Here is a 7,233-nt window from a genome sequence, read left to right on the forward strand (position 1 = left end):
CCAGATATTAAAGGAGAGTATGACATTCTTGTAAATGAGTTGACAAAATACAACCCAGAGATGTTAGATAAAGAACGTTTACTAGTAATATCTAAAATTGATATGCTGGACGATGAGTTAAGAGCAGAGCTCAAGACTGAATTAGATGTCGCCTTTAAGGATGTTCCGTATATGTTCATCTCGTCTGTTGCTCAACAAGGACTAACTGAATTGAAAGACAAACTATGGAAGATGTTAAATGACTAATTAGTCATTTATTTTCTAACCAAAAAAAAATCCGTTTCAAATTTTTGAAACGGATTTTTTTGTTTAATTATTTTATTTAATCTTTCACTTTGACTTGTATTCCCTGACTATGAATCGAGAATTCTGGGGCATACATACTTTGAATAGTTGTGATTCCATTAGAGAAAGATCCCTTATTATTAACTCTAGTGTCGTATTCTAGCACATAAGTTCCTTTCCCTATTTTGTCAAAAAAGAAATGTGTGGCAGCATCTTTTGTCGCTTTATAAAAGCCTAAATTCCCTTGATATTGATAACTGGAAAGTACATCAATTGGTTCAAAGCAGGATGCTCTCATGTCTTTTAAATGGACAAATTCCATATCTTCATTTGTCGAAATAATTAATCGCACAGTAATCAAATCTCCAATAGTTAAAGGTGCTTTTATTTTAGTTAGAACAGCATCTTTACCATTACCAGTTTTTAAATAAAGCTCCTTAGAAATTGACAAACTATTTTTGCTGTCACTTTTAATTTTATCTAAATTTTCAAAGTACTGCCAATATATGCCGCCATAACTAGGGATGTCGCTTTCATTACTAATTTCAATTTTAGCCATTTCGTCATTTATCTCAGACGATTTCCAATTGATCTTAAGATAACCAGTCTCAGCTTCTTTTTTATTTTCGTTTAGTTTTTTAGTAAGTATTTTTTGATCACCCACTTTGATCACCGTGTTGTCCTTCACCGAGAGCCAGTCTGATCCCTGCAATAGTAAAGCATAAATTGCTTCAGTGGTAGATTTTGTAGACGGCCAATTCTTGGACTGTTTGTTTTTTAACAACCACACCTTCATTGCATCGACTGATTTTTTGTCATTAGTAATTTCGGCGAAAGCCTCAATTAGTAAGCCTTGTGTTTCAATAGGAGCTTGATACCAGTACCATCCCTCTTTATTGTCAATCCAATACATTCCCCAATCCACATTAGTAGAGGACGTCTCTTTCAGACTAACGATAATTTTTTTAGCAGTTTCTTTATCGTCAAATCGATTCAAGGTAATAGCGGCTAAGCCTTTCTCATATAGGCTGTAGCTAAGCCAATTTGTTTTTATATTTTCTATAAAACGATTCATGACTAATTTTAAAGAGTCACTAGGCGGGTTTGTTTTTAAATAAAAACTGCGGCTATACAAATAGTGCAAATCAGTACGAGGATTTGTCCAAATTATTTTGTCAATTAGATTTGTTTCCTGCCTACGTGACTTATAATTCAATAAAAATTTACCATCTATAAACGGAATCGCTTTTGATGTGATTTCGAGAACTTTCGAATTAGATTCTTCTGCAGCATTAAGCTTTAATAAGTGTCCTAAGCCGGCAACAATATGTCTTGTAATATATTCGTTTGGTTCATTACCTCCAAACCAAGTAAATCCTCCTGCAGCTGTTTGTTGATTGGTCAATTTTTTAAAAGCAACTTCTTGCATGTTTTTCATTTTCTCTAGATCGAATAAAAGGGCCATATTGGTCTTCTTCTCATCTTCGGTCTTAGCATCGTTGACCCAAGGTGTTTCTGCTAAGATTATTGATTTTAGCTCTTCATTATCTTTTAACTTAGATTCATCTTTTCCGCTTTTGGACCAAGATTCAAAAACAGCCGCAATTTTAGGATTACTGTCGATAATGTTCGCTGCTAACGCGTTAGCATAATAGCGAGCAAATGATTGTTCAGCAGATTCATGCTCGTACTCCATCAAGTACGGTAAAGAATGGATGGCAATCCAAGCGGGGTTTGAGGTATATTCTAATGTGAACTGGTGGTTTTTTAAAGTTGGCGAACTAGTGTTTTTTAAATTTTCGAAAACATATTCTTTCTTGCTGTTTTCACGAATCCAAACAGGTATACTCTCTGTTACTAAAATATTATTGGTTAAGACAGGAAGTACGCTTTCCTCTCCATCAGAGTAATTTCCTGCCTTAGCAACAATCTTATATTGTAACCCTTGTAATCCTTCAGGTACAAATACTTTCCAGCTTACCGTGGTGTTCCTCAGAGGATTGGCGTTGAAGTTTCTTGCGTATTTTGTGTTTGCCATAGCGACATCAATATTTTGCATATTTGTGGCATCAAAAAATTGTAATCGTGCAATTCCTGTTTTGACTTCACTAGTCATATTGGATATTTTTGCAGTAATAACAATAGAATCTTTCTCTCTAAAGAAACGAGGGAAGTTCGGAATAACCATTAATTCTTTTTGTGTGATTACATTTTTTTCAAGATAACTTGAAACAGCCTCTTTATTATGTGCTAGTAGGCGAAATTTCCATGCTGTCAAAGCTTCTGGTGATTTGAAATTGAAGCTCAAATTTCCTTTTTTATCTGTTCTTAAATCAGGTAAAAAGAATGCAGTTTCAGAAAGATTAGTTCTTGCTTTGATTTGATTCAATTCGCCTAACCCTTTTTTAGTGATGATTACTATGGCGCCATTAGCACCTTTGCCGCCATACAATGCCGTGGCTTGATCGGACTTTAATACATCTACAGAAATGACGTCTGAGGCGGTTAAATCTTTTACAGCTTGCTCTAGTACTATTTTTCCATCAATAACATATAGGGGATTATTATTCTGACTGATAGTACTAGTGCCTCGAATTTTTGTTTTTAAATCAGCCAAATTAATACCTGCTGCTTTACCTGTCAATGGAAGAATAATACCGGCAGTGTTATACACCTGATAGTCTGCTTCATCTACAATCCCTGATAGAGTAGTAGTCGATGATTTCTTTTTCATCGTTCCATAGCCTACAACAATCACTTCTTCTAAGGTGCTTTCATCGGGCTTGAGTTGTTTGTCAATTGTATTACCAGTTATGTTATGTTCTACAGTTGTGTAACCAATGAAGCTAAAAATCAATGTTTCATTCAATGTAGCTGCTATCTCATAATAGCCATCAAAATCGGATACAGTTTGTCTCTTAGTGCCTTTTATGCTAATGGTTACTCCAGGTAGCACCGCGTATGGATCAGAAACGATTCCTGAAATAAGCTTGGCGTTTGCTGGTTCCCGTAACTTTTTTGAATGCTGTTTTTTATAATTTAATAAAGTATATTTGTTCTCGATAGTATTAATATTGAATCCAAACCACAATAAATCAGTGTCGACATCTTTAAATTTTATTTCGTTTAAATGCGTGTTTAGATTTTGAATATAACTGTAGGTTTTTTGAAAGCCTAGGGCAGTTTTTGTATTGGATGCGTAATAGTAATTGTTATCTTGAAAATCTAATAACTCCCAATCTTTCTTAGTAAACAGGTCTAATGACTTGTCATACATACTAGCTAGGATTTCACTTTCTTTCTCTGTTCCTATGGCATTCAATTTAAAAGACCAATTTTCTAATTTACCTGGTTCAATTTTACTTCTAAAACTAGCTACCTCAAAGTTTAATTTTGGTTGAATATTATTAAGAATAATTTCTAGTTTTTTTTCGAATACTGTGTTTTCAAAAACACTTGTAAAATTAATTGTAATTGCTTTTTCAAATTCTTTTCGTAATGGAATAGTGATAATACCCTCGTTGCTATTGATTGTGGTAACCATATTATAAAAGTTCCAATATTTATAATTAGCGCTACTATTAATATGTAGTGATGGTATGATGCTTTTAATCTTGATTTTGATAAAGCCATCTTGCGCAGGATTACTATTTAATTGTTCAGCTGTAAATAATGTATTAGGATTAAATAGTTGGCTACTTTGTATTAAATTAAATTGAGTTTTTGTTTCAATATCATTTCCAAACTTATCTTTTGCTGAAAAAACTAGCTTATACATTCCAGTTTCCCAATCTGAAATAAAGTTTAAATCAATTGTCTTCCGTTTTTCGGTATTTACGTTTGTTGTATGAACCAATTCTCCCAACTCTTCTTCAGAGATAGCTTTCTCATTTTGTTCGAATGGAAATAGTTTTTCAAATTCTGTGTCAGAAATACTTTCCAGCTCTGGTTTTTCCCAAATCCTAGGCTTAATTTTGTTATTAGCTTTTCTAACACGGTAGAACTTCAATATTCCCACAGTAGGAATAAAAGTATTATTAAGATTCGTGCTCTCTAGTAAGAGAGTGTTTTTATCTTTGGTTTCAATTTCTTTGGGTAATGTTGCTTTTAGTTTTAAAGCATGATATCCCACATTAGTGACTAACTGTTGGTTCAAAGTTTGTGTTTCACCGTTGTTGTCAGTAATCTGAAGAGTTAAACGGTAGCTAAATATAGGCAAATCTTCTTTTTTTACGTCGAGATCAGGTTTGGCTATAAATTGAATGTTGAATTTTCCTGTATCATCTGTCTTCGTTTCGGCTTCTAATACTATCTGTGATTTTCCACCAGACCATTCATAGTTTGTACCAGATTTAGATTTATAAGTTTCTTGTCTTACACTGTATTTTACAACAGCATTGGATACAGCAGAGCCGGTAAAAGAATTTGTAGTTCCCGTTATAGTTATTTCGTCGTTCACTGTGTAAGTCTCATTTGTGGGATTGAAGGTAATTTCAAATTTGGGTCTCTTATATTCTTCGACAGTAAAAAAGTTAAAGGATTTCTCAAAATCAACTTCATCCCAAAAAGAATGTTTCTCTAACTTGGAATTGTATTGAAGGTCATTTTCATAGTGGTCAGCTTGTTCAACTTCAATTTTGAAACCTCCTACTAAACCAGATTTAGGCAAAATATATTCTCCTGAGAATGATCCGAATTCGTTTGTAACTAAATCAACCTCATTTATAGTGTTGTTATTTGGATCGTTAATTGTAACTTTAAAAGAGGTAAAAGGAACAACAGCAGATTTACCTTGTTTTTTTTGAAATGCGATCCCTTTAAAATAAATTGTTTGTCCTGGCCTGTATATCGCTCGGTCTAAGTAAATTTCAACTTTAGCTTTAGCTTTTTGTTTTTCGGGATAAGGTGTAACAACATTGATAAAACTGTTATTTAGATTTAAAGTATCTTTTTCTTTTATGATCGTTAAATAAGGTGTTAATCGATCATATTCTTTAGAATTATATGCTTTTCCCTCTTTATCAGTAGTAGCAATGAATTTATCGGTTAGAATTTTAGCTCCTTCGATAGGTATCCCTGTATGCCTATCTACTATCTGAAATTCCTGTATGTTGCTATTTGCAGATGCAATAATTGAGAAATTAGTAGCTGTTATTGTCTCATAACCAAAAGCTTTGGTATTTTTAATATCGTTTTCGCTTTCGAAAAAAACAAGATAAGTTCCTAATTCTAATTGTGGTAAGATTACTTCGGTGGTGTATTCAAAGTAAGTTTTTGGATTTTTTAATTGATAGTTCTTTGATGCTATTGGCATGCGATTTACAATAAGATCATTTAATACACTATCTCGTGAATGGTAATTATATGCAAAAAGATTGCTATCGCGCTGATTTATTTTATAAAAACTAATGCGCACGCTATCTATATTTTTATACGTAATATATGCTCTTGAATTTTGTTTGGGGTAGGTGTATTTTTCAAAATTAATACTTACTGATTTTAATTCCAATTCATGCTTACTTTGAATGGCTCTTTTATAAACGTTAGAACGATCGTTAAGGGTAATGATGCTATCTAAAACTTCCGAAGCTTTAATATTGTAGTCTGGATGTGCATCTTTAGAAGCTTGTTTAATGTAACTTTTTGCTTTTTCAAACTTTATTTTTTGTTTTACAACTTTAGAATCCACTGTTTTTTGTAAATTTTCTAAAATAGAAAGCCAGTCCATCTCTGATGGTAGTATATGTGTTTTTACAAATAGGAAACGTTGCCATTTCAAATCGCTACTGGTGCTATTGAGTTCCTGTTTTTGATATAATGATAGTGTCTTGTTTAAATTTTCATTGGTAATAAAATCTAGTTTTAAATTACAAAAGTTAGTGCTACTACCGTATAAAATGTCATGATAGGGTATGAAGTCATCCTCTTTAATTTGCCAATAATTAATTTTAGAAGTATATAAAGTTATATTCTCTTTTAAAATATAGTCGAGTAGGGTTTGTGTTTCGAATATAATAGCCTCAGTATAATCAAATAGTATATCGTATTTTGATAAGCGTGTTTGCTTTAAAATAGTTTCGTTTTCTAAAGATTCTGTAATTGCTTCTTCAATGTGCGTTTCAAAATCTAACTTAGTCCACGTAAGAAAATCATCATTCTCAACAGTTGTATTGGTTCTATTTCTAATGATATAGCCGTTTTTAACATAATACTGATTTAAAATTTTTGCATAAATCACATTTAAAAGGGCTTTTGTAGGGATGGTAGCGTGATCAATTTTTATTTTTAAGTTATCAATTATCTTTGATTGCGCATTTTCGTCTATTACTTGGCTGTATTTGGATTGATAAAAGAAGCATTTAATTAACTGAGCTTCGTCTTGCTGCCGACTCGCTTTGTTATAAATTTTTTCTACGATAGCATTTGCCGATTTAAATTTACCGGCATTTTCGTTTTCAATTACTTTCTTCCATCTTTTGTCATATTGCTGACTAAAAACTGATAAAGAACTTAACAATACTAATAGTAAAATTTTTTTCATAAATGGGAGTTTAAAAGCTATAAGCTTAGGACTGTGAATTTATTGCAAATATTTTGAAAAAACCTTGTATTTTTTGAATAGTTATCTTACAATACTAAATTAATGCTTAAGTATTTGCTTGACGACTGAGTGGTAAACAAAAAAATCCGTTTCAAATTTTTGAAACGGATTTTTTTGTTTAATTATACACGATTTATTCATTGGGTATTCTCAATACTTGTCCAGGGTAAATTTTATCTGGATCAGAGAGCATTGGCTTGTTTGCCTCAAAAATTAGATTGTACTTATTTGCATCACCATAATATTTTTTTGCAATTTTAGATAGCCAGTCGCCAGATTCTACCGTATGGTATCTCGCTTCTGGTTCTTTTACTGCAACATCCATTTGATTGTCGACTTCAGAAACG

The 7,233-nt window shown here is 32.4% G+C and carries 2 protein-coding genes and 1 pseudogene; 1 reads left to right on the forward strand and 2 read right to left on the reverse strand.

Annotation, left to right across the window (positions count from 1 at the left end; translation table 11 throughout):
• Nucleotides 1-246 (forward strand): annotated as a pseudogene (locus P8M54_RS04690) (GTPase ObgE); the annotation flags it as partial.
• Nucleotides 247-322: 76 nt separating this feature from the next.
• Here the strand turns inward: P8M54_RS04690 and P8M54_RS04695 are convergent.
• Together P8M54_RS04695 and P8M54_RS04700 are read right to left on the reverse strand one after the other, a co-directional pair.
• Complete coding sequence (locus tag P8M54_RS04695) at nucleotides 323-6,826, reverse strand: MG2 domain-containing protein (RefSeq protein ID WP_300285720.1); 6,504 nt, start codon at nucleotides 6,824-6,826, stop codon at nucleotides 323-325.
• A 193-nt stretch (nucleotides 6,827-7,019) separates the two neighbouring features.
• On the reverse strand, nucleotides 7,020-7,233 hold a 214-nt coding region (locus tag P8M54_RS04700), incomplete at its 5' end, for a LysM peptidoglycan-binding domain-containing protein (RefSeq protein ID WP_300285722.1).

Origin of the sequence: Flavobacterium sp. (assembly GCF_029242675.1) — a bacterium.
Taxonomy (GTDB): domain Bacteria; phylum Bacteroidota; class Bacteroidia; order Flavobacteriales; family Flavobacteriaceae; genus Flavobacterium.

Coding starts and splice junctions, on each gene's coding strand:
- P8M54_RS04695 (WP_300285720.1), bottom strand. CDS start 6,826: ATGAAAAAAATTTTACTATTAGTATTGTTAAGTTCTTTATCAGTTTTT.